The sequence below is a fragment of the Lysinibacillus sp. C5.1 genome (genome assembly GCF_016350185.1).
In the GTDB taxonomy this organism is placed as follows: Bacteria; Bacillota; Bacilli; order Bacillales_A; family Planococcaceae; genus Lysinibacillus; species Lysinibacillus sphaericus.
The window spans coordinates 1,408,811-1,432,274 of record NZ_CP066226.1; the positions used below are offsets into that span (position 1 = coordinate 1,408,811).

26 protein-coding genes are annotated in these 23,464 nt (G+C 35.7%); 20 read left to right on the forward strand and 6 right to left on the reverse strand.

Annotated elements, in window-relative coordinates; genetic code table 11:
* The first annotated feature begins 267 nt into the window (after positions 1-267).
* The 8 genes from I5435_RS06620 to I5435_RS06655 all read left to right on the forward strand — a co-directional run bounded on the left by I5435_RS06620 (position 268) and on the right by I5435_RS06655 (position 8,035).
* The gene (locus I5435_RS06620; protein ID WP_024361458.1) at positions 268-1,257 is read left to right on the forward strand and encodes an EAL domain-containing protein; all 990 of its coding nucleotides are present in this window, start codon (positions 268-270) and stop codon (positions 1,255-1,257) included.
* A 229-nt stretch (positions 1,258-1,486) separates the two neighbouring features.
* Positions 1,487-3,067, forward strand: a complete 1,581-nt coding sequence (locus tag I5435_RS06625; RefSeq protein ID WP_337983468.1) for a phytoene desaturase family protein — start codon at positions 1,487-1,489, stop codon at positions 3,065-3,067.
* A gap of 120 nt (positions 3,068-3,187) precedes the next feature.
* Complete coding sequence (locus tag I5435_RS06630) at positions 3,188-3,934, forward strand: carotenoid biosynthesis protein (protein WP_108029619.1); 747 nt, start codon at positions 3,188-3,190, stop codon at positions 3,932-3,934.
* On the forward strand, positions 3,927-4,577 hold the full coding sequence (locus tag I5435_RS06635) for a lysophospholipid acyltransferase family protein (RefSeq protein WP_024361455.1): 651 nt from the start codon (positions 3,927-3,929) through the stop codon (positions 4,575-4,577). The genes I5435_RS06630 and I5435_RS06635 overlap by 8 nt, the downstream gene beginning before the upstream one ends.
* 114 nt (positions 4,578-4,691) lie before the next feature.
* Entirely contained in the window at positions 4,692-5,687 is a 996-nt protein-coding gene (locus I5435_RS06640; RefSeq protein ID WP_258842552.1) for a glycosyltransferase family 2 protein, read from the forward strand.
* Positions 5,684-7,120: a phytoene desaturase family protein gene (locus tag I5435_RS06645; protein WP_337983469.1), complete on the forward strand. Its 1,437-nt coding sequence runs from the start codon at positions 5,684-5,686 to the stop codon at positions 7,118-7,120. The genes I5435_RS06640 and I5435_RS06645 overlap by 4 nt, the downstream gene beginning before the upstream one ends.
* 74 nt (positions 7,121-7,194) lie before the next feature.
* A complete protein-coding gene (locus I5435_RS06650; RefSeq protein WP_337983470.1) occupies positions 7,195-7,584 on the forward strand; it encodes a tautomerase family protein in 390 nt (129 codons plus the stop codon).
* Between the two features lie 94 nt (positions 7,585-7,678).
* Complete coding sequence (locus I5435_RS06655; RefSeq protein ID WP_025218934.1) at positions 7,679-8,035, forward strand: hypothetical protein; 357 nt, start codon at positions 7,679-7,681, stop codon at positions 8,033-8,035.
* 135 nt (positions 8,036-8,170) lie between these two features.
* Here I5435_RS06655 and I5435_RS06660 read toward each other — a convergent pair whose 3' ends face one another.
* Entirely contained in the window at positions 8,171-9,241 is a 1,071-nt protein-coding gene (locus I5435_RS06660; RefSeq protein WP_024361450.1) for a branched-chain amino acid aminotransferase, read from the reverse strand.
* A 387-nt stretch (positions 9,242-9,628) separates the two neighbouring features.
* Between I5435_RS06660 and I5435_RS06665 the strand changes: the two genes are divergently transcribed.
* The gene (locus I5435_RS06665; protein WP_258842549.1) at positions 9,629-10,492 is read left to right on the forward strand and encodes an AraC family transcriptional regulator; all 864 of its coding nucleotides are present in this window, start codon (positions 9,629-9,631) and stop codon (positions 10,490-10,492) included.
* Between the two features lie 126 nt (positions 10,493-10,618).
* On the opposite strand, the gene I5435_RS06670 is transcribed toward I5435_RS06665, so the two are convergent.
* On the reverse strand, positions 10,619-10,882 hold the full coding sequence (locus I5435_RS06670; RefSeq protein ID WP_108029625.1) for a Parvovirus coat protein VP1-like protein: 264 nt from the start codon (positions 10,880-10,882) through the stop codon (positions 10,619-10,621).
* A 114-nt stretch (positions 10,883-10,996) separates the two neighbouring features.
* Entirely contained in the window at positions 10,997-11,752 is a 756-nt protein-coding gene (locus tag I5435_RS06675; protein ID WP_337983471.1) for an MBL fold metallo-hydrolase, read from the reverse strand.
* A gap of 186 nt (positions 11,753-11,938) precedes the next feature.
* Here I5435_RS06675 and I5435_RS06680 point away from each other — a divergent pair, with 186 nt between their 5' ends.
* The 3 genes from I5435_RS06680 to I5435_RS06690 all read left to right on the forward strand — a co-directional run bounded on the left by I5435_RS06680 (position 11,939) and on the right by I5435_RS06690 (position 15,150).
* Complete coding sequence (locus I5435_RS06680; protein WP_337983472.1) at positions 11,939-12,985, forward strand: DUF418 domain-containing protein; 1,047 nt, start codon at positions 11,939-11,941, stop codon at positions 12,983-12,985.
* A 155-nt stretch (positions 12,986-13,140) separates the two neighbouring features.
* Positions 13,141-13,869 (forward strand): hypothetical protein, encoded by a 729-nt coding sequence (locus I5435_RS06685; RefSeq protein ID WP_025218938.1) that lies wholly within the window; start codon positions 13,141-13,143, stop codon positions 13,867-13,869.
* A 24-nt stretch (positions 13,870-13,893) separates the two neighbouring features.
* Positions 13,894-15,150, forward strand: a complete 1,257-nt coding sequence (locus tag I5435_RS06690) for a glutathionylspermidine synthase family protein (protein ID WP_337983473.1) — start codon at positions 13,894-13,896, stop codon at positions 15,148-15,150.
* A 68-nt stretch (positions 15,151-15,218) separates the two neighbouring features.
* On the opposite strand, the gene I5435_RS06695 is transcribed toward I5435_RS06690, so the two are convergent.
* A complete protein-coding gene (locus tag I5435_RS06695) occupies positions 15,219-15,692 on the reverse strand; it encodes a YbaK/EbsC family protein (protein ID WP_108029629.1) in 474 nt (157 codons plus the stop codon).
* A gap of 188 nt (positions 15,693-15,880) precedes the next feature.
* On the opposite strand from I5435_RS06695, the gene I5435_RS06700 reads away from it, so the two are divergent.
* The 7 genes from I5435_RS06700 (at position 15,881) to I5435_RS06730 (ending at position 19,887) form a co-directional block, all read left to right on the forward strand.
* Positions 15,881-16,837: a DUF2268 domain-containing putative Zn-dependent protease gene (locus tag I5435_RS06700; protein WP_443136938.1), complete on the forward strand. Its 957-nt coding sequence runs from the start codon at positions 15,881-15,883 to the stop codon at positions 16,835-16,837.
* A gap of 158 nt (positions 16,838-16,995) precedes the next feature.
* Entirely contained in the window at positions 16,996-17,436 is a 441-nt protein-coding gene (locus I5435_RS06705; RefSeq protein WP_337983475.1) for a hypothetical protein, read from the forward strand.
* A 32-nt stretch (positions 17,437-17,468) separates the two neighbouring features.
* Positions 17,469-17,648, forward strand: a complete 180-nt coding sequence (locus I5435_RS06710; protein WP_024361441.1) for a hypothetical protein — start codon at positions 17,469-17,471, stop codon at positions 17,646-17,648.
* Complete coding sequence (locus tag I5435_RS06715; RefSeq protein WP_337983476.1) at positions 17,645-17,887, forward strand: hypothetical protein; 243 nt, start codon at positions 17,645-17,647, stop codon at positions 17,885-17,887. Before I5435_RS06710 ends, I5435_RS06715 begins: the two co-directional genes overlap by 4 nt.
* 206 nt (positions 17,888-18,093) lie before the next feature.
* Positions 18,094-18,543: a GNAT family N-acetyltransferase gene (locus tag I5435_RS06720; protein ID WP_025218942.1), complete on the forward strand. Its 450-nt coding sequence runs from the start codon at positions 18,094-18,096 to the stop codon at positions 18,541-18,543.
* A gap of 72 nt (positions 18,544-18,615) precedes the next feature.
* Positions 18,616-19,065 (forward strand): hypothetical protein, encoded by a 450-nt coding sequence (locus I5435_RS06725; protein ID WP_025218943.1) that lies wholly within the window; start codon positions 18,616-18,618, stop codon positions 19,063-19,065.
* A gap of 81 nt (positions 19,066-19,146) precedes the next feature.
* Positions 19,147-19,887: an alpha/beta hydrolase gene (locus I5435_RS06730; protein ID WP_337983477.1), complete on the forward strand. Its 741-nt coding sequence runs from the start codon at positions 19,147-19,149 to the stop codon at positions 19,885-19,887.
* 65 nt (positions 19,888-19,952) lie between these two features.
* Here I5435_RS06730 and I5435_RS06735 read toward each other — a convergent pair whose 3' ends face one another.
* Positions 19,953-20,831, reverse strand: coding sequence for a DMT family transporter (locus I5435_RS06735; protein ID WP_024361436.1), 879 nt, complete (start codon positions 20,829-20,831; stop codon positions 19,953-19,955).
* A 363-nt stretch (positions 20,832-21,194) separates the two neighbouring features.
* Here I5435_RS06735 and I5435_RS06740 point away from each other — a divergent pair, with 363 nt between their 5' ends.
* On the forward strand, positions 21,195-21,512 hold the full coding sequence (locus I5435_RS06740) for a hypothetical protein (protein ID WP_108029632.1): 318 nt from the start codon (positions 21,195-21,197) through the stop codon (positions 21,510-21,512).
* A gap of 144 nt (positions 21,513-21,656) precedes the next feature.
* Here I5435_RS06740 and I5435_RS06745 read toward each other — a convergent pair whose 3' ends face one another.
* Complete coding sequence (locus tag I5435_RS06745; RefSeq protein WP_025218947.1) at positions 21,657-23,336, reverse strand: methyl-accepting chemotaxis protein; 1,680 nt, start codon at positions 23,334-23,336, stop codon at positions 21,657-21,659.
* Positions 23,337-23,464 lie beyond the last annotated feature (128 nt).

Sequence of the window (23,464 nt, forward strand, 5' to 3'; positions counted from 1 at the left end):
TGAATTTTAAAGTGAGTTTGACGAAAATAGGCATTTGACAACTAACAGTTTGTAGCCATCTGAAATCCTTCTAAGCTAAGTGTATGGCGTAGAAAAACGCAAGAACTAGTAATAATGCGTAGTGATTAATTGATAATGAAAATCCATAATTGTATAATTTAACGAAAATAAGAGGAGAGTCGTTATTTTGTTCGTTCATTAGACTAATCGAGTTCGACAGGGAAGAATAAAAATTCGTCATTTCGTTACTATACTGGGGGAATAAATATGCCTTGTAAAAGCTGTTTAGTTTTAGAGTTACAGTTTGACATACAGTTAAAGGGACATCGAAATCTATCACTAATGGAAAAGGTAGTTAATCATTTTAAAAGAAGAGGCTTTTTGCTTTCAGTGAAGGATGATTACTTCATGATTCAAGAGTCAGGCGTTAGGGAATTTGTTGATTTTTGCCATGATTTTATGGATTTAGCGCAAGTTTATTTTCGTTTTGACAATAGAACGTGGCAACCTATTACAGAAATCGAGCCGATTTTAGAGATGAAGTGGATTGATGAAGTAATCAGGAAGAAATCTGTTATTAGCTACTCTCAACCGATTGTCGATGCAAATGAAGAAATTTATGCTTATGAAATATTATCTAGGTTTCCGAGAGAGGATGGTTCTCTCATCTATCCTAATGAAATTTTTACTGCAGCGAGAAGTCGAGGACGGTTATATGCTCTAGATCGCATATGTAGAATGGCGGCAGTGAGCTATTCAGCAGTATTGAAGAAAAAGACGTTTATAAACTTTATTCCCACGTCTATTTATTCCCCAGAGTTTTGTTTGCAAACAACGGTACAATTAGCAAATCAATTAGGCATTGATCCGAATCAATTTGTTTTTGAAGTAGTCGAATCAGACAAAGTCGATGACATTGAGCATTTAAAATCCATTCTCAATTACTATAAGCAAAAGGGCTTTCAATATGCCTTGGATGATGTTGGTGAAGGGTACAACACGCTGGAAATGCTTGCAGACTTAAAGCCTCAATATATGAAATTGGACATCAAATATGTTCAAGGTGTTAGCGGAAATAGTGAAAAGCAAGCAGTAGCCAAGCAGTTTTTAGCGAAGGCCTTTGAAGTGAATGCGATTTCGTTAGCAGAAGGTATTGAGAGCAGAGCAGATTTTGAATGGTTAAAGGAAAATGGTTATCAACTTTTTCAAGGTTACCTCTTTGGAAAACCGAGCATGCATCCTCAACGGAAACTGTAAAATCATAAACAATAATATCTTGAATGAAGCTTGTGTTGTACAAGCTTTTGTTCAGGATATTTTTTTTGCATTTTTTAGCTTCTTTATTATTTGCAAATTTTTGTACAGCAGTTGTATACTTGTTGTAGAATTCTTGTATAATATAAAACTGGATTACTTATACAAGAACATGACCATTTAAAACAACTTTGCAAATACTAGCTAACTAAGGATATAGGGAGGTTTTATGATGAAAAAGAACAAAGAAATCATTATTATCGGAGCTGGCCCGGGTGGGTTAGCATCAGCGATGTTGCTAACTGCAAAGGGTTTCAATGTAAAAGTATTTGAGAAAAAGAATTATATTGGTGGGAGAACGAGCGAAATACAGCTAGGCGAATACAAGTTTGATATGGGTCCTACATTTTTAAATATGCTATATATTGTAGAAGAGATTTTTGAACTTACTGGAAGAAATATTCATGATTACATAGAGCTAATTGACTTGAATCCTATGTATGAGCTGATTTTTAGTGATAAAAAAATTAAAATGACACGTGACAGAAACGAAATGATTCGCCAAATGAATGAGCTTTTCCCGGGAAATGAAGGAAGCTATGAGCGATATATGAAGGAAACAAATCGCAAATTAGAAAAATTAGCCCCTGTTCTACAAACGAGTATGAATCGCTTTACAGATTTACTTCAACCAAAGGTTTTAAAAGCATTAGGAGAGCTAGAAGTCGGTAAATCTTTAATTGATACATTATCGCGTTATTATAAACAAGAAGAATTACAGCTTGCATTTACTTTCCAAGCGAAATATCTTGGTATGTCTCCTTGGGAAAGTCCAGGTGCCTTTTCGATTCTCTCTTATATTGAGCATGCCTATGGGGTTTATCATGTTAAAGGTGGCTTGAACAAGTTGACACAAGCGATGGCTAAAGTTGTACTTGAAAATAATGGAGAAATATTTACAGGCACTGGTGTATCAAAATTATGGTTAGATGGACGTAAAGTAAGAGGTGTTATTTTAGAAAATGGTGAAAAAGTTGCGGCTGATGATGTCATTATTAACGGAGACTTTGCCCATGCCATGACGAATCTAGTAGAACCAGGTGTACTAAAAAAATATTCGAAGGAAAAGTTAGACAAGAAAAAATACTCTTGTTCAACATTTATGTTATATCTAGGTGTCAATAAAACATTTGATTTGCCACACCATACAATTTGGTTTGCTGAGGACTATCGTCAAAATGTGGAAGATATTACGAATGCCAAAATATTATCAGATGACCCTTCCATTTATATCCAAAATGCTGTTGTGACTGATCCAACAGTTGCACCACAAGGGAAATCAACGCTCTATATTCTTGCACCTGTACCGAATAACTTTAGTAATATCGAATGGGAGAAATGTGAAAAAGACTATCGTGATATGTTAATAGGAATGCTTGAACAGAAACTTGGGGTTGACAATCTTGCGCAATATATTGAGGAAGAAAAAATGATTTCACCAAGAGGTTGGGAAGAGGAAATGGATGTATATAAAGGGGCGACCTTTAATCTAGGACATCAGTTAACACAAATGCTAACATTCCGTCCTCATAATAAATTTGAAGAGTTAGATCATTGCTGGCTAGTAGGAGGAGGTACGCATCCAGGAAGTGGATTACCTATTATTTTAGAGTCGGCACGTATTACGGCAAATGGTATTTTAAGAAAAGAGAAGATGACTGAATTTGCTGTCAAGCCATTACCAAAAGTAGAACTCTTTGACCCTAAAATGCCAAAAGGGCATGGTAACGGCATTGATGCGGTACAAATTTAATGATAAATCTAGTAATCTAGCGTTTTCCTTTCATCGCACCGGAGCAATGTCTAAGGATTAAGTTCATAAGGTTAGTATGAATCTTTTTAAAAATACAAAAAGGTGGGGTAGCACAACTTTATGAGGTGGCAACATTATATTTTTTATTTTTTTCTTATTTGGTATAGCTTCGGTGTGATTTTAGTAGGGTTTAATCTATTGCCAACATGGCTTGAATGGGCAAACAGTGTTTTTATTATCACAGCGGGTGTGCTTGGGGTAATTTATTTTGTTAGGGGATTTGGCGCAATTTATGGTGTGAGTATTAGTACACTCATTTTTATCACAACGTTTATTGTCGAATATTTAGGATCTACTCATTCCATACTTTTTGGTTCTTATCATTATACGCAATATTTCGCACCTAATCTTTTTGGCGTGCCTATTGCAATTGGTTTCGCTTGGATTATGGTGATTGCCACTTCCCATGCGATAGTGCATATTGTTCGTCTACCAAATAGGTGGATTCGCTCTATCATTGCTAGTCTATTAGCAGTGGTGTTTGATTTAGTGCTTGATCCTGTTTCCTTTAAAGTCAAAGAATATTGGATATGGGAACAGAGCGGGTATTATTATGACATTCCACTGACGAATTTTCTTGGCTGGTTTTTAACTGCTTTGGTTTTACATATTGTCATAGGGCTCTTTGGCAACTTGCTAAACGTAGATAAGCAGTGGCAACGACGTATGGTTCTTTTATATAGCTTAATGATTTGTATGTTTGCATTTATCGCCCTGTTAAACAAACTCTATTTAGCAGCAATCATTCCAGTAATCGTTTTAGCTATCCTATTTGTAACTATGAAGCGAGATGAACATTATGTTTGAGGCAAAAAAAAGTAAAGTTGCTGCTTGGATGTTTCACCTCGTGCAACAAAGGTTATTAAATCGCTATTTTCATAAAATTTGGCTTGCTATAGAGGAGCCCTTGCCAAAAAATGCCCTTTTTATTGCCAATCATAGTAGCTGGTGGGATGGACTTATATTTTTTCAACTGGAAAAGCGACAGAAAGTACCACCAATTTATATGATGACGCATGAAGATGGCATAAAACAAGTACCGATTTTTAAATGGATCGGTGCTTTTTCTGTCAATTCTCAAAGTACAAAGCATGTGGTGCAATCGCTCCGTTATGCACAAAAGTTATTATATGAAGAAAAAAGTGTTGCCTTGTTTCCACAAGGGGCAGAGGTTCATTTAGAAGCACGACCATTACAATTTCAAAAGGGGGCCGCTTTTTTAGCGGGAAAATCTCCTCGAATTCCTGTTATTCCAGTTACGATATACTATACTTTTCGCCATATGATAAAAGGGGAAGTATGGATTTCTATTGGAGGTCCCATCGAGACAGAAGGAAGAAACAATGAAATTCTTACACAGCATTTTGAGGAAATTATGACAGCCCAATTGAATTCGTTGAAGCAAGATGTAGTTACAAATCATTATGAAAAATATATCAATATATTATGAGGTGTGAATTTGATTATTTTAATGAGCATCTTACTAGGTTTTTGCATATGGACGATTTTAAATCTCACTTTCTTACCTAACTTAAAAAGCCACTTCACCTTGCATGAGTATCCCTTGATTTCAGTATTAGTGCCGATGAGAAATGAAGCAAGAAATGTGCAAAATTGCATTGCAATGCTGAAAAATATTCGCTATGAAAATATAGAAATAATAATTTATGAAGATCAATCGACTGATAGCACATATTCATTATTACTTCAAGAAATTGGGGATGATACTAGATTTCAAGTTATTCGTGGCCAATCATTAAAGGAAGGCTGGATTGGAAAAGTACACGCCTGTTATCAGCTCCGTCAACATGCACATGGTCGTTTCTTAGCTTTTATTGATGCAGATGTGACACTACATCAACATACGCTTACCTATGCAATAGCAAGAGCTAAACAATACAATGCGTCACTAGTTACAGGGTTTCCTAAATTCCATTATACAAATTGGCTTGATAAAATGCTTATTCCAATGATGCATTTTATTGTCTATTTCCATTTACCAATTGCGCTTGCAAACTTTACCAAAATTCCGGCTACCACGGCTGCAAATGGCGCATTTATGTTTTTTGAAACGGCAAGTTATGACCAAATAGGCGGACATGAGGCAGTAAAAAGCTCTTTAGTAGAAGATATACATATTGCACAAATACTGAAGCGGAATGGCCATCGTGTATTACTGACCAATGTTACGGATTGTGTGCATTGTCATATGTATGAAACGAGTAAAGAGACGTGGGAAGGTTTTTCTAAAAATATTTTTGTAGGAATTGGTCGATCAATCCCAATGGCAATTGGTTTAACATTATTTTATTCGCTATTGTATATCGTGCCATTGATCTTTGGTGTGTATGGTGTGACGACGTGGCAACCACTTTTCATACTTCCTTTTATTATCACAGTTATACACAGAATGATTTGTGATATCGCAAGTAAAACACCAATCGTTTATAGTTTGGGTATTTCAGGGTCTGTTGTGGCGTTGTTATGTATTTTATGGCGTTCAGTTGTGTTATCGAAAACAGGGGGAGCTTATACTTGGAAAGGCAGGTCTTATAAATGAAGGTTAGTATTATTGGTGGTGGGTTAGGCGGGCTTGCCTGTGCCATTTCACTTGCACATAAAGGATACGATGTGCATTTATTTGAGAAAAATAGTACGCTGGGCGGTAAAATGCGTCCAGTTACGTTAGGTGACTACTATTTTGATTTTGGACCGAATACGATAACGATGCCTTATGTCTTTAATCAAGTAATTGAACAAACAGGTGTTGATGCAGCCCCTTATTTTCGCTTTGTTGAGGTACAACCACATATGAAAAATGTAGGAGTAAATGGCGAAACATTTTATTTGTCAAATAATCGAGCGTTTATGATTCGTCAGTTACAGCATTTAGATCCACATGGGGCAAAAAATTATCCAGCCTTTATTACAGAAATATCTCGACTATACTTTTTAGCAAGACAGCATTTTTTAAATAAAGCTTTTCTATCAAAAAAGGATTTTATATCACCGAAACTAGCCAACGCGCTTTTAGCAGTTCGCCCCTTTGAAACATTGGAAAAGTTTTTGCAACGTTATTTTACGAATCCTTTTGTTTTGCAATGTTTTTTGCGGTATGCAACGTATATTGGGTCGTCTCCGTATAAGACACCTGCCACATTTGCGATGATTGCCTATTTAGAACTTGTGGAAGGCGTTTATTATGTACCTGGTGGGACAGCTTCAATTGCCAAAGGTTTTGAAAGGCGTGCACGCGAGCTTGGGGTGAAAATTTATACGAACAGTGAAGTAACAAATATTGATATAGACAATGGTGTAGCAAAAAATATTGAACTCAAACAGGATGAGAAAATTTCTAGTGACTTATTGGTAGTAAATGCAGATATTTTACAGGCAATGCCAACGTTAATGGACAGTAGCTTTCTCGCAAAAAAGAGGCAGATTACGCCATCGTCCTCGGTTTTCGTTATTCTAGCAGGCTTAAATAAAAAGATAGCATCTTTGGAACACCATAATGTCTTTTTCTCACCAAACTATTTTAACGAGTTTGAGCAACTATTTGAGCAAAAGGTTTATGCGAACGAGCCGACAATTTACATTTGCAATTCATCTAAAACAGATGTGACTCGTTCTCCTAAAGGTGATAATTTGCTTATTTTAGTGAATGCACCCGCTGGGCAAACACCACCTGACCAATATGATGAAATAATAATGAAACAACTTGAGCGATATAGCATTTATATAAAAGACGCCATTGTACAAAAGCAAATTATTACGCCACAAACGATTGAACAAGATTTCAATAGCTATAAGGGTGCTTTATATGGGTATGCATCCAATAGTTTTCGCAGTGCTTTTTTTCGTCATCCCAATAAGAGTTCGATTGCATCAAACTTATACTTTGTAGGTGGCAGTACGCATCCAGGAGGGGGATCACCTCTTGTGACATTAGGTGGCATGCATGTAGCCGATGCAATTGTCAATCAACATTAGCGACAGTGATTGAAAGGACATTCGCAGTTTTTATAGAATTATTATAAGTGGGGTAACCAGAAGGGTGAGATAATATGGGGCAAGTTAAAATATATGGTGTGAAAGATAGCTTAAATCCTATTAAGGCAACATTATCGACGATTATTCATGCATGTATGGTAGAGGCACTTGCATTGCCTTCAGATAAGAAATTTCATCGTATTTTTCCGATGGATAAAGAAGATTTTTGCTTTCCCAGTGATAGAAGTGATGCCTATACCATTATTGAAATAAGCATGTTTGAAGGTCGAACAGTGGAAACGAAAAAGCAATTATTTACATTGATGTTTGACAAGATTCATAGTGAACTGCGTATAGCGCCTCAAGATATCGAAATTACGATTTTTGAAACGCCAAAACATAATTGGGGAATACGGGGACTGCCTGGAGATGAGTTAACATTAACTTATAACGTAAATGTATGAGTTTTTGTATAGGTAGATTGAAATGACAGACCTTTGTAACAAACGGTTATCGAAATTTACTTAGGCAAGTACTAAACAAAAAGGGTTGAACAACGTGATAAGAAAAGGCTACTTCATAGACAAAGAAAACAATCAGATGTTTCACGATGAAGTATGCGTATCAAATAAAATTTACGCTAATAATGTTACGTTACGGGAACTTGAACAAATGATTTTTAGTGGCGAATTAGAAGAAATTTTTATCTGTCACTATCAAACGGAACGAATAAGTACGTTAAAGCGTTTAGTAACGCATGATGTTAAGTCTGAATGGCGTACAAAGTATAAAAATAATATTAGCCTTGATGATGAAGCTTGCTTAAATGATTTTCCTAATGGCTATTGCTTTTTTGTAGAGCTTTGGAAAAGCGCTAAAGGTACTACTATTTTAGTGTTATTCCAATGTCATTAAAAATCATCCATTAGTAAAAATATTTTAGCAGAGGAGGGGAAAAGCTTCTTCCAAAGTAGACAACAAAAAAGTGTTAGATTGATTGTGGTCAATCTAACACTTTTGCTTTTTCTAGCTATTTTTTATTTGTTATTTCTATAATTTAATTGTCCAACCGAATGAATCTTCAAGCGTGCCATTTTGGATGCCTGTTAATGTATCGTAAAGCATTTGTGAAATTTCACCAATTTCACCGTTATTAATTAGGATTTTTTCGTCGCGCCATTTCAACTCTCCGACAGGTGAAATAACTGCTGCCGTGCCCGTACCAAATGCTTCTTCCAATGTGCCGTTATGATAGGCTTCAACCACTTCATCAATTGAAATGCGACGTTCTTCGACTGGGATGTTTTTTGCTTTTAATACGTGCAGCATCGAATCACGCGTAATACCTGGTAAGATGCTTCCGTTTAATGCTGGCGTAATGACAGTACCATTTATTTTGAAGAAAATATTCATGCTCCCTACTTCTTCAATATAACGGTGTTCCTTGCCGTCAAGCCATAATGTTTGAGAGTAGCCTTCCTTGTGCGCAATTTCTTGTCCTTTCAGGGCACTTGCATAGTTACCAGCGGTTTTTGCTTCGCCAGTTCCCCCCACAACAGCTCGTACAAAGTGCTGTTCCACCATAATTTTGACTGGATTAATGCCTTCTTTGTAGTAAGAACCCGACGGTGACATAATAATAATAAATTGATAACTATTCGAAGGGTGTACGCCCAAGTGAGGCTCGGTTGCAATAATAAATGGACGGATATAAAGAGATGTTCCTGGTGCGGTTGGAACCCATTCACGATCCAATGTTACTAATTGCTTTAACGCCTCTAACGCAAGTTCTTCATCAATTGCTGGAATGACGATACGCTCATTTGAATGATTTAAACGGTTGAAATTACGGTCTGGACGGAATAATAGCACGCCGTTATCTACTGTTGCATAAGCTTTTAAGCCTTCAAATACAGCTTGTCCATAATGGAAGACCATTGCTGATGGATCGATAGAAAGTGGCTGATACGGGATAATGCGTGGATCATGCCATCCCATTCCTTCAGTATAATCGACTATAAACATGTGATCTGTAAAAAATTGTCCGAACCCTAATTGGTCTACTGCAGGTTTTTCTTTTGGTTGTGTTGTTAATTCTTTTTTAATTTCTAACATCGTCATATCCTCCGCGTCTTATGTCATTAGGTGATTTATCTATAATACTTAATAATACTGTTTATTTTAAATTAATGAAATACTAAGAATCTACTAATAATTAATAAAATTGCTGAAATATTTATTTAATTCAACAAATTCCAACATTACATAGATAAAGAAATGTTTTTTCATAAGGTGAGCATCATGTGCTTTAGTTGTGACGTCCAAGATAGGCATAATTAGAGTCTTCAACTTTCAAATGCTAACTATGTATGTAATTAGCACGTCGAAACGATTATGATTGAAGTAAAGGTTTGGAAATTAAAGTGGGGGTACCTGTCCAAAGATAGCATAAAAAGACAGGATGAAATTAATTGAATACGATAATCTTGAAGTAAGGAGTGAGGGCATTTGAGTTGGATTGAGTCGATTCAAAAGGCAATAAATTATATAGAAGAGCATTTACATGAAACCATTACGATGGAACAAATAGCACAAGAAGTAAATGCCTCTGTTTTTCATTTTCAACGGACATTTTCTATTTTAACAGATATGTCTATCGCAGATTATATTAGACGAAGAAGATTAACGTTGGCTGCCCAAGAGTTAATCAATACAGATAGTAAAGTAATCGACATCGCCTACAAATATGGCTACGACTCTCCTGAAGCTTTTACCAAAGCATTTCGAAAGCAGCATAACGTAACGCCAAGTGAAGTACGTAAACAGCAAGGACCATTACAATCATACAATCGCCTGATAATCCAGGTGACTTTGAAGGGAGCAGAACCAATGAAATATAACATTGTAGAGAAAGAGAAGTTTCAAGTCGTGGGTGTCAAAAGAACGTATAATTGCCAAACAGGTGAGAATTTACAAGGCATACCTCAATTTTGGAATGAACTAAATGGGCAAGGTATGGACGAGCAATTATTTACATTAAACAACGGGCAAATCAAAGGGGTACTTGGTGTGTGTGTACCAGATGAAAACTATAAGGATAACAGTTTAATAGACTATTGGATTGCAACAAATCACGTAGGAGAAGTACCTGAAAATATGTTAGCAATGGAAGTACCGGCATCCAAATGGGTTGTATTTGAAGTGCGAGGCCCGATGCCTGATGCGATGCAAAATGCTTGGAAGAAAATTTTCTCGGAATGGTTCCCATCCAACCCATATGAACCTGCTGGAACAGCTGAATTAGAAGTTTATACGGATGAAGATCCTACAAGTGAAAATTTATATTCGGAAATTTGGATACCGATTAAGTAGTAAGGCGGTGCCAGGCACGCAAACAATTCTCAAACAATTTGTAACTTCGTAAAGAGTAGTGAAGCCAAGAATGTAATTTATTCTTGGCTTTTTGACTTGTTTGTCGAGCAGACTTAAAATTTTGTTCTAAAAGAAGTTATGGCGCAAATGAAATACTTTATAGAACAATTTAGCGTCCCTGCTCATTTTGCTGTTGGTGTTCATTTGTGGCAATAAACATTTTTGAAACCTATCATCACAGTATTTTGTTCTACCGTATTTGGCATAACATTCGTCATGCTTCTTACAGCAAGAATCAACTGCATTTGTTGGTGCGCCTGGGCCTGAACATCCTGGTCCACAATATCTATAGCCTGGAAAACAAAATCCTATTTTTCTATTCCTATTCACAGTGATAACCTCTTTTCAAAAAAGTTTTCATACTATACATTATGTAGCGTTCACATTTGAAAAGAGATGAAAAACTAGTGATAACTCAAAAAAGAATGGATGAAGTAGTGAAAATTAAAGCGACAAAATATCACCATCATTCGGCACTGATACGTGTGCTAGTCGCTGCTCGTCTAGAAAATTAGTTAACTGCGCTCGGCTTAATTTGCAATGATTGATGGTTTCAAGATGGACAATCACAAGCTTTGTGTTTGGGGATAAGCGAGCAATACGTGCAACATCTTCGCGCGTCATTGTTATTACAGTTCCCCATATCATCTGTGCCTCTGATGCATTTAAAATGGCGATATCCGGCTGCAACTCTCTGAAAGCTCTGTCTATAGCTGGTGTCAAAATACAATCACTGACGATATAAATGGAACCTTCTTCCGTCGTATTTAAGAAAAAGCTAGAAACAGGTCCTAGTAATTTGCCAGTAATACCAGGTGCATGTCGTCCTGCTAGTCGTTTCAAGTGAATTCCTTCCCATTCATAACAATCATTGATAGCTATTACCTTTTTAAAACCCGCAGACCGTATTGCTGTGGCATCTTGTGGCTGACAAAAGACAGGAATCTGTTTGTTCAGGATAGCCATCGCTCTTTTATCCCAGTGGTCAAAGTGACGATGCGTTAATAAGATGGCATCCATATCTTCAAAAATGTTTAGTGGAACAGGTAATGGAGTTAATGGATTTCTACGATAATTTCGGGTAAATGGCACGGGTGCAAGTTTACTGACATCACTTAACATTGGATCAATTAGTATGCGTTTTTCGTTGATAAATAAAATCGACGTTGCGTGTCGAATATGTTGGAGGCGAATGGTCATATGAACTCCTTCAAGTGATTTATTTTTTACATACGCTATCATATTATGAAGTTTGTTTCTACTAATTAGTAGAAGGTGGAGAACAGTTAAGGTTTTTGTAAGCTAATTAAAAAACTGCTGTAAGGTTGCGTAGTTATACTTGCGAAGGAGCAAAAAATACAGTATTGATGAAAGGAGTTATGGAGAATGAATCCAACCGTTACACAAAAGGAAAGGATTGTTTCCTTAGATATTATTCGTGGTTTAGCGCTATTTGGCATATTATTTATAAATGTGGGGGCTTATCAGTTGGTAGTTGAAGGACAACCATTGCCTGTTTATAGCAAATTCAATAGCATACTAGATACGGTAATTGATATATTTATCGAGAAGAAATTTTTTTCGATTTTTTCATTACTCTTCGGTGTAGGTTATTATATTTTTACTTCACGTGCTGAAGCTCGGGGGGATAAGCCGAGATGGCGCTTTGCAAGAAGATTACTAGCATTATTTCTTATAGGGATTGTCCATTTAATTTTTTTCTGGGGCTCCATTTTATCTGCTTATGCAGTAATCGGTCTTTTTTTGTTGCCATTTTATCATGCAAAAGTTTCTACAATGAGCAAATGGCTATTTAGCTTGATTGCGGTTTATATTGTGAGCATATTGGGCCAAATGTTTATGCCAAATATAAGTTTCTTATCTACAATTTTTGATTTCTTAGGCAATGATATCATGACGATTTTTATTATGTTTTTAACTGGTTTTCTCGTTGCAAAAGCTAATTGGATAGGCAACGTAAGACAACATACCAAGCAAATTCAATGGGTGATTTATGTAACATGTCCATTGTTTATAGGCTTATCTAGTTGGATTGGGTTTGCCTCTCAAAATCAAGATGCGCATCTTCATTTACTACTTGGTTTAGGTGTAATCCCGACGACCTATTTTTATGTAGCTTGCTTATTGCTTATTTTAGAACATGAGCCAATTGTAAAAATATTAAAGCCTCTTGGACGTGTTGGACAAATGGCTTTTACAAACTACTTAGCTCAGAGCTTTATAGGGCTAGCTATAATAAAGTTAATGGGACTTGAAGTCCTATCAACTTCCTATATAGTGATAATTGCCATTATCATTTTTGTCATTCAAATTATCTTTAGTGTTATATGGTTTAAATTCTTTAAAATGGGTCCGTTAGAAAAAGTGTGGAGATGGATGACTTATGGAAAAAAAGTATCGGTAAAATCATAAATAGCAAAAAATTAACGTCAGGGCATTATTGCACTGGCGTTTTTTGAAATAACAATCATATACTGTTACTATTGAAAGTATAAATTTGTAAAATTAATGAAACTAAATGACAAGTTATCCGTAAAATAGATAACAAGAATAAGGGGAGTACAAATATGACGAAACAATTAAAAAAATATATGGCAGTGACTACAGCGTCGTTTATGGTGATGCAACTAGCAGGATGCGGTAATGCTGAAACGGAGGTAGTGAAGGAGTCTGACCCCGTTAATACGACGGATACGGTTGAAAATAATTCCCAAACGACGAATGAAGATGAATTGCTAAATGTACATAACAGTGAGATGGCTGATGCTTGTGATGAGTGGCAAGAAAGTGATGATGGTTCCTATGAATGTTTAGACGAAAATTCTTCATATTACGCACAGCATTTCTTTAATGGGTTAATGTATGCTACTGCGGGTGCAATGATTGGTAGTGCCATTTACAAAAGTCGTAATTTAAAAAATGGCACGGAGCGTAACAATCACAGTGGCGGCGCGGCAGGATCGACAACGACTACGAATAAGTCGAATGCTACAAACTCGAAAAATGGCATCACAACGGGAGGTTCTTCTTCGACGTCATCTGGTACCTCAACAAGTGGTTCAAGCTCAAATGTAAATAGTTCTACATCAAATAATACGAATTCGAATGCTTCAACATCTAGTGGTTCAAACACAAATTCGACTAACACGAATTCTTATTCGAGCGGTCAGCGTTCATATTCCAATGGTTCTAGTTCCTCTTCAAGTGGTAGTTCGTATAATAGCTCTTCATCAAACGCTGGGAAATCAGGTTTCGGCTCTGGAGGGGCTTCTAGAGGAGGCTCGTCTTCGTCCTAACCGACTGGAGAAGGAGGAAGCACGATGGAACACGCTACATATAGTAAGCAACGGCTAAAATTCTATTCGCAATTTCCTAATTTCTTTTCTGATTTTGAAGATCTAGAATATGCTTTATACGATGTGATGGAACTGCAAAAAGAGAAGATAGACGAGATTTATTACGCCACGAAGATGCTTTGGCAAATCTTTTTAAAAGTTGGAAAACAATTTAAGCATTTAACAGACGAACAGCTTTTTGCCCTTGGCATTCGGTCGGAAATGATGCCTTATATCGAATTGGATTATTTACAGCAACAGTCCATCCTTGCTCGTTTTGATTTTATTTGTACGGAGGAAGGCGATATAAAATGTCTAGAACTGAATGGAGAAACACCATTTCTTGTCCAAGAAACGTTTGAAATGAATGAACAGCTCTGTCAGCATTTCCAACTAGAAAATCCTAATGATGTAGCAGCATTGCAAAAAACGCTATCTGGTGCACTTTTTGCCGCAATGCATTATTTACATGATGTTAAAAAACCTAAAATAGTTATAACAGGAAAAACGGCTGAAGAGGATTTTGAGGAATATTGCCAGGTGAATTTTTTAAAAACTTGTGTCCCATTTGATATTGAATATGTACCTATCCAAAAGCTAATTATTTTTTCTAAAGATACGCCTAGCGTAAAGAGAGGGCTTTATACACCTTCTATGGAAAAAATCGATATTTTATATCGCCCCGCACATCCAGTGGAGTTTTTAATTGACGATATAGCATCTGATGGTGAAAGAATTGGTCTGCAATTACTAGAACTTGTAAAAGATCGTAAGCTTGCCATTATTAATGCGCCAGCGGCCTATGTTCTTCAGTCCAAAATTTTATTATGGCTAATTTGGGAGCGGAAAAATGATCCACTATTATTTAATGCGGAGGAGCGGTCTGCAATTAATAAGTACATGTTACCAACTTATTTGTCCGCAGAGCCATTTGTAGCAGATGGAGTGCCTTTTGTGAAAAAACCTGTCTATTCTCGTGAAGGCAATACAGTAGAAATTTATGCCGGAGACGGCTCTAAAACAAATGCATCTGCCTACACACATTATGATGATAATTTGTTTATTTACCAGCAGTACGTTGAAATGCCTTCCATCAATATTCAACAGACGGATGGCTTCCATTCTAAGAAATGGCTCATCGGCTCTTTTATCGCTGATAATCGCGCGTGTGGTTTGTCTTGTCGCGTAGGCAATCAAATTACCGAATGGGATTCCCATTGGTTAGCTATAGGCTATAAATAAGGTAAAACCCACTTTGCTTTCTGTCTATGCAGGAGGCTCAGTGGATTTTTACTTTCCATTTTAGTTTATTAATCGTTCCAACCTTTACAGACATCAATCCATTGTTGATAAGGTGTATATGCTTCTAGTTCGTGAATGCTAAGTTCAATAGCGGAATTGCTACTGCCACAGGCAGGAAATACCGTTGCAAAACGTTTAAGCGATTCATCTAAGTAAACGGCAACTCCATCATGAATACCGAATGGGCAAACACCCCCGATATCATGTCCAATACGTGCATTGACTTCTTCCTTGGCAAGCATTTTAGCCTTCGTGCCAAAAATCGCTTTATATTTAGCATTGTCAATTTTGGCATCACCCGCTGCTACAATTAAAATCGCCCCATCATTTACAAGAAATGATAGTGTTTTAGCGATACGCTCTGGTTCACAGCCAAGTGCTTTTGCAGCCATTTCAACGGTTGCTGAGCTTTCACTTAGTTCCTGTATTTTGTGTTGTAAATTCCACTGTGCAAAATGCTCACGTACTTTTTCAATTGCCATTTAAAACCCTCCTTGCTGTGTTCTTTATCTATTTTAACATAATTTTCAGAATTTAAAGATAGGAATGGTGTAGCACTATGTAATTGCTGATAGCCGTATAATAATAGATTGATTAAGAAACTAAAATATAAATGTAAAATATGGTAAAATTTATTTGTTATCTAATTTCTAAAAAGGGTGAAATGTTATTGAAGAAATTTAGGGGAATATTTACTGCATTTATTCTAATAAACATCATTTTACTGCTTGCATCGTGTACACAAACAGAAAAGTCCTATATAAAACAAAATATTGAAAGTATCATTACCACATTCGAACATCCCGAAACTAAGCAAAAGTTTAAAATCGTCAATGCCTATAAACTTTATGACAACTATAAAGATAAAGTTGAAGGTAACCCAGAGCAATCAAAATTGGAAATTTATAAAGAAGAGGTTATTAATCCAATCTATAGTGATTGTTTTGCCAATGCAGAATATCTTTATATGGCTGATCAAGTTCTAAATGCTGCCCCTGATCGCTTTGAAGAAATTGAAAAAATAAACGAAAAAATTGACAGTAAAGCTACAGAAAAGATTATAAGTGAAGCACTTTTTAAATCTTCAAATCTTATTCCTTCTCAGAAGGTAACAACGATATGTGTCCTCCCTTCTACAAATGAAAATACAAGTTTGCTAACCGTAGGGGCAAATAAAATATTGGTCCAATTCCATGAAAGTTTTACGGATGACTATTTAAGAATAGGAATAGCACATGAATATCACCATAGTATTTGGGCTGAGAAGTACCTAAGTGGAGATAAAGCTATTACTGTACTGGATAATCTAACATTTGAAGGGAAGGCGGTTATGTTCGCAAATCTAGTGTATCCTGATATTCATTTACCCTTATTTGATTTATCTTTAACATATAATAAAGAAAATTGGTCGAAAATTGCAGGAGATCTCGATAGTGAAGACATAAATAGGTCATCAGAAATTCTTTTTGGGGGAAATGAGCTTCCTATAAATTATGGTTACAGTGAAGGCTATAAAATGGTTAAATCCTATCTTGATTTACACCCAAATATAACGCCAAAGGAATGGATTGCTCTAAGTGCGAAAGAAATTTTTGAAAAGGGAAATTATATTAAACATTATCAATAGCGCAATAAATGGTACATAACAATGGTGTTCTATGGAGTTGCCAAGGCAGTCAGTTCTTAACTAGGGTGCACAATAAGTTTTAATGTGGAATATTTTGTAACTTTCTTTCTGTTGGCAACGTCAAATTAGGCAAACGTTTGAGTGAGGAAGTGGAGCACTTGAGTTATAGAAGAATTATTTCTTTTGTAGTTATTGTAAGTATGCTAGTTATAGCCATTTTTCCATGCAAAGCAAACGCAACAAGTTGGGCATATCCTTTCGTGGTTTGGAACAATTATATTTATGTGATGAGCGATGAAAATGTAAATAATATTGATAAAGAAATTGGAGAAGTCACGAAGTATTCCGATATGGAACAATATGGAGGGAACTTTTCAAATGTATATCCAAAAGGGACGAAATATTATTCAATTGTTGGTATTAATACGGATGCTACAATTGCCGTCCAAGTGGGAGACAATCAGTATATTAAAGCCTTCCGAGAAGGCCCCTATACTTACAAAAAAAGCTATATACACTATATCTTTAAAGGTTTGGGGATTTTAGCGTTTTTATTTGTCGTATTCTTTATCTTTTCTCAAACTCGCAAGAAACTTTAGCAATCCATATGTTGGATAAGGAGGAATAACTAATGAAGTATATTAAAGGCTTATATGGAGCACTTGTACTAATGATGGTCGTTATGTTAATAAGCACAACTATATTGCAAGATCAATATTCGGGGATAGCTATGTTCATTTGTCTAGGATTATTTTTAATTGGCACAGCCTTTTTTATAAATGCCAAACATTTAAAGAATGAAGATTTATGAAAGATTACAATTATACAGATTTGCAGCATGATCTAACGATGGGGAGAGAAATTCATTTCATTTATAAAAAAGAAAATTACTATATAGGTAGTGGAACTGGTCAGTTTATGTTTTGGAAATTCTATGATTCAGCGAGTGAAATAATTGGCGAAGACGCTGAAGATTTACTTCGAAAGATTAAACTGGATGGTCAATTAATCAAGGAATTGTGGGATTCCATTGAAATTGATGTTTACTAATGTTCGAGCTGACTAGGAATGGAAATTTGATATAAAAGGTTTTTAGTGGAAAAAAGGTATAATTAAAAAGTGTGAAGAACAGCAATTGTTAAAGGAGGCGTTCAGTATGGAAAATACGAGATTGAATGTGAATGGTTACAAGGGGATAACGCCTTACTAACAAAGTTATTTAGCGTTTCCCCGAAAAATGAAAGGGGAAAATGAAGATGGAACAAAATGTCCAAATTGTCGAATTAAATGCAGAAAACTGGTATGACTGTTGTGAATTAGAAGTATCACCAGAGCAAAAAAAATTCATGGAATCCAATGCAATCTCAATTGCCCAATCAAAGTTTGAGCCGACTTTAAAGCCATATGCTATTTATGATAATGAAAAAGTGGTTGGCTTTTTAATGTACAATTCCGTTCAAGAAGAACTTGATGGCTATTGGATATATCGAATAATGGTCGATAAGACCTTCCAAGGTAAGGGTATTGGAAAAGTTGCAACTACGTTAATGCTTTCAGAGATGGCTAAATTACCGAATGCAAAGAAAATAATTGTAGGTTACCATCCAGAAAATTTAGAAGCCCATCATTTATATACAAGTTTAGGATTTATGGATGAAGGGGATAGATTCGGTAAGGAAATGGCAGTAATCAAGATAGTAGAGTAACAAGTTTGATAGAGTAGTTGAATAAGGAATAGGGCCATTCTTTGGTCCTTTTCTTTTTTGGAGGTAGGATTTATGAATGGTAATTATAAATGTTGTATCGATATTCGACTGAGCGGTGGAGATATACAATTCGACGTTTCTGATGATATGCAGCTATTTCGTTTTCAATCAGGTATAGGCTTTGTAGCAATTCCGCATTTTTTTATAACGTTATCGGCACTTTATAAAGGTGAAATCAGCGAGGCACAGCTAGATTGTCACGGGAATGCTGATTATTATTTATTTTCAAGTGATGGTCAAAATCTTTTTATTGAACATGTAGGCCATTATCCACAACGTACAGATACATATCAATTTAAGCTAAAGGTTTATATGGAAGCTATTTCTTGCGCATTTTTAAGCTATCTACAGCAACTTGAAAAGGAAGGGATATTACCTTTAAAAGAACAAGAATTTGGTCATCCATTATGTGATGATGTATTACATGCATTTGATAATTTTTCCGCAGTTCTAAGAAGCTGAGTTCGTGGTAATTTGCGACTATTTTGGATGGTATATTTTATGTGAACGTCAAAGTATATTTTAGCGAGGGATTCAATTATTATGATGAACATTGTACCACCTAAGCCTTTTTTCTATAAAGGTGGAAAGCAAGCGGTTTTATTATTACATTCTTTTACAAGCAATACGATGGATATGAAAAAGCTAGGAAAGTATTTGCAACAGCACAATTATACTTGTTATGCACCTTTGTACAAAGGACATGGTTTACCAGCAGAAGAATTGCTGACGTTTGGACCGAGTGATTGGTGGGAGGATGTACGACAAGCTTACCAGTTGTTGAAGGATGAAGGGTATGAAAAAATAGCGGTAATCGGCCTTTCTCTTGGTGGCGTGTTTGCCTTAAAAATTGCTCAAGAATTAGAGGTAAATGGTGTTGTGACAATGTCTGTACCAAGACATAGGGAAGCTTTATTTCTTCAAAAGCGCGCCTTTTATTATGCAAAGGAATACAAACGACTCGAAGGAAAAAACGAGAACCAAATAAATATGGAAATGGCCCTTCTACAAAATTTGCCTAATCATACATTGGTGGAATTTCAACAGTTAATTGATGTAACAATGGATAAGTTGGCATTGATTACAGAACCTATTCGAATAATGTATGGTGCATTGGATGATCCGTTGTATAAAGAAAGTGCCGAAGTTATTTTTCACAACGTTGTGTCGCAGCATAAAATAATAAAAGGGTATCCAAACTCTAAACATTTGATGACATTAGGGTTAGATCTGCATGACATAAACCAGGATATACTTGCTTTTTTACATGATTTAACGTGGTAGTTTCAATCAAGTTATTTCCATCAAAACAGTGGGAAATCAATACTTCCCACTGTGTCTTCCTTCATTTAGTGTTTTATAAATTTCAGTGATTTCGTTTTTATTTCACTAACAAAAGTTGAGGCTAGTAGTAATATACCCCCAAGTATTTGAAGCATTGTCATGTGCTCTTGTAGAATAAAAGCGGAAATCAAGATGGCTACAAAGGGATCAACATAGCTGAGCATGGCAATACTTTGCCCCTTTAATTTCTCCATACCCGAGAAGAATAGCCAAAATCCAATCCCCGTATTAAAAATCCCTAAAATTAAAATAAAAGGAATGGATGAACCAGATACTTTTACGATATCAAAACCGGACGTTAACAAAACGTAAGGCAAGAGAAGTACAGCGGTAGTTCCAAGCTGAATAATCGTCAGTTCCAGTTTTTCTATATCGTGAATGAATTTATTTAATAACAATAATATAGCGTAAAAAGCGGCGGCAATTAATCCATAAAAAAGTCCAAGAAGATCATCAGTTTTTGATGCACTTAGACCTTCACCGACAATACATACTAAACCGGTAATCGCAACCAGAACGCAAACAATTTTTTTCCAAGACAATGGTTCTTTCAGAACGTATGGAGAAAGAAGCATGACAAACACGGGCGCAAAATAATAGCCAAGTGTTGCATTGGCAATTGTCGTATAGTCGTAGGATTGGTAAAGGAAAATCCAATTTCCCCCCAAGGCAATACTAGAAAACACCAAAATGACAGCATTCGCTTTTACCAACTGCCATGCTATTGTTTTCTTCAAAATAAAAAAGACGATTGTTAAAAACAAGCATCCAATAAAACTGCTTAGCAAAGCTCTTTCGCTCGAAGATAGGTCAATATTTCGTACTACTAAACCAATTGTACCGAAAATGACCATGGATAAAATAAACTGAATGTTTGATTTCATTGTATACTCCTTCGAATCTGCGAAACAGCTTATATCTCGCAGATTCTTAATCTGTTTTGTATATAAGCTTATTCGGAGTATACGGTGGTGGCGGTGATGTTGAAAGTGGCTTCCAAACGCAAATATTTATATCGGATAATGACATGAAAAGTTCCTCCTGTTTCATAAAAAATTATATTTTACTTATTATACCATTAGAAATCTTCGAAAAGATTCCAGAAAAAAATAAAACATTTAGAGTGCAAGTAACGAAGTTAAGAAAATAAGATACTTTTGAAGCGATGTATAATGATATTCCTTACCTTTGTAATATGGAGAAACGTATAGATGTTAAATACAAAAGTTAATGGGAGGTGGATACACATGAGCAGAAGTAAAATCTTCGCTATCTTTTTGTTAGTCATCTTTGGTGGACTGATTATAGCGGGTTTTTATACTATGAATGATGTACAAATCGAAAGTATCTATAAACTTGATGAGCAAAGTATTATTGAAAGAAATGGTGAGCACTATTTACTCATAGATAATCGCGAGTTGTCTTTATCGAAGAGCTATTATGAAAAACTGGAATTAGAAAAATACAACGAATACAAAATTAAGTATGTTTATAATCGATTGAAAAATAATGACGGTGAAGTTGTGGCGCTTAAAAGATATGGTGAGCAGCCTTGGGGTCAATAATGAAACTGCGAAACGCCACTAAAATGGGGGAATCGCCACTAAGTCATAAGAAATCGCCACAAAAACCATGAGAATTGCCATACGTTCATACTAAAATAAAAAAAGATGTGTACTGTAATGACTTCAGTACACATCTTATCCTCATTAGACTGTAAATTTTTTGGTGATGTTGTTTAATTGTTCAGATTGGTCAGCTAGCATTTGAGCGCTGGCTAATATTTGTTCCATTAGAGTGGCTATTTCTTCAGTCGAAGCAGTTGTTTCTTCTACACCAGCAGCAGATTCTTCTGACACGCTTGCGATTGAAGTAACTGACATGTTAAGTATTTGTCCTTTATCTACAAAACTTTCAAGTTCATTCGAAATAAAACCAACTTTTGTTGACATGTTTTCAATCAGCTCCGCAATTAAATTAAACGTTTTTGCGGTTTCTTTTATTTGGGATGTTCCGTTTTGGATCGTTTTATAGCCGAATTCTAATGATGATGCAACTTCGGCAGATTCTAGCTGCACATCGTTAACAATACTTGTAATGTCATTAACACTAAATTTTACTTCTTCAGCAAGCTTTCTTACTTCGTCTGCAACTACAGCAAAGCCTTTTCCATGTTCACCTGCTCTTGCAGCTTCGATTGCGGCATTTAGCGCTAATAAATTGGTTTGTTCTGAAATACTCGTAATAACAGAGATGATGTCATTAATTTTGGCAGTTTTTTGATCTAATTCTTTCACCTTCGTAACGGAATCTTCCACTAAATCTTCTATATTATGCATATTGCTCTCGGATATTGACATCAGTTTATTGCCACTGATTGTAGCTGTTTTTACTTTTTCAGTAAGGGTTCTTACTTGTATCCCTTCTTCATTTGATAATTTAATTTTTTCTATAAAGTCGGAAAGTGTTTCACCGAGATTGGCACAGTTTTGCGCTTGTTCTTGAGAACCTGAAGCTAATGCCTCCATAGTGATCGCAATTTGTAAGCTACCTTCCTTCACTTCATTTGCAGAAGCGGAAAGCCCTTTACTTTGCTCTTTTACATTGTCACTTGCGTTAATAATATTGGTAATAACATTTTTCAAATTACTATTCATTGTATTCGTAGCTTCAATTAATTGGGCTGTTTCGTCTTTTGCCTTCGTGACAAGATTGGTAGATTGTAAGTTTCCATCCGCAATTTGTAACATACGGTCAACAACCTTTTTAATTGGCGTTGAAATAATTCTCGCTGTTACTATTGCTAAAATAATGGCAACCATAATGATAATAATAGACATCATTAAACTGGCTTTTTTAATGCTTGTTCCTGTATCCATTACATCATTACCTTCGTTAAGAATGATGTCTTTTCTTTTATCAGCAATGTCTTTAAAACCAGACATCAAGTCCCTACCTAGGGGCTGCACTTTGTTGGCCATAATGGCAAGTGCTTGTTCCTTATTCCCTTTATCAAACGCTACAAACACTTCTTCAGTAATTGTTTTACGCCATTCTATACTTTTATCAATAAGTTGCTTTGCTTCTTCAGAATTTGTTTCTTGAAGGACTTGATTTTGTAATGCTTTACTTTCCTCCGTATATTGAAGAAATGCCTCTTTATAGGAAGGGTCATTATACAATATGTATCCACGTGCTAACGCGATTCGTTGGGCAATATTAAAGGCTAATTCTTCATCAGCGATTAACAATGGTAAATCTTCTTTTATTATAGCGTCGGTATCATGATTGAATTTCACAACGGACTTGAAGTTATATACGCATAAAGCTGTAATTAATAGGATGATAATTAAAAATACGCCTAATAATTTATGTTTGATGCTTTTCACTAAGGTTTCCTCTTTTCTTGAAAAAAAATCTTTTTAAGAATGTAATACTAATGGCTGAGTCAGGTCTTTTATTAGGTAATTTTTGCCACGAAATTAATTTTATAGAATAGTTATTAATTCGTCAATAA